Source organism: Pseudomonas sp. S60 (assembly GCF_016647865.1).
Taxonomy (GTDB): domain Bacteria; phylum Pseudomonadota; class Gammaproteobacteria; order Pseudomonadales; family Pseudomonadaceae; genus Aquipseudomonas; species Aquipseudomonas parafulva.
Map to the genome: position 1 here is coordinate 1 of NZ_JACVVH010000114.1, position 501 is coordinate 501.

Here is a 501-nt window from a genome sequence, read left to right on the forward strand (position 1 = left end):
CTGCTGTCTTCACTCACCAGGGTGACGGTGTAGGTGATCTTGCCACCTTCGACCACGGTGGTGTTATCCACAGACAGCACCGCGGTGACCTTACTGATGGTGTCGGTGACGTTGACCGACGCCGGGCCGCCGATGACCAGGTTCTCGAATGTGGCGTTCGGGACCTCGGCTTTGGAGATGCCGACTTCGATTTTGCCCTCATCTTTGAAGACATCATCGCCCTGGGCCGGTGCGGTGTAAGACTTGCTGGTTTCACCCGCCTTGAACACCACCGTGGCGTTGTTGCTCAGGGTGACAGTCAAGTCCTTGTCCAGTGCACGGTTCAAGCTAAGGGTGAAGGTCGGTGCCGTAGCCTCGTTTACAGAGGCCTGGTTGGCGACGATGTTGACCTGTACCAGATCACCCTGGCCAGCAGGCTCGTCTGTCACGGTGGTGGTCACAGTTGCTTTGTTGGCCACCAGGTTCTCGAACTGCTTGTCGCCGGCAACTGCCAGGTCGGTA

Annotated in this window: 1 protein-coding gene; it reads right to left on the reverse strand. The window is 58.5% G+C overall.

The annotated features are described in order from the left end of the window. The coding region (locus IAE33_RS24395) for an immunoglobulin-like domain-containing protein (protein WP_201165759.1) at positions 1-501 on the reverse strand (501 nt) is incomplete at both ends.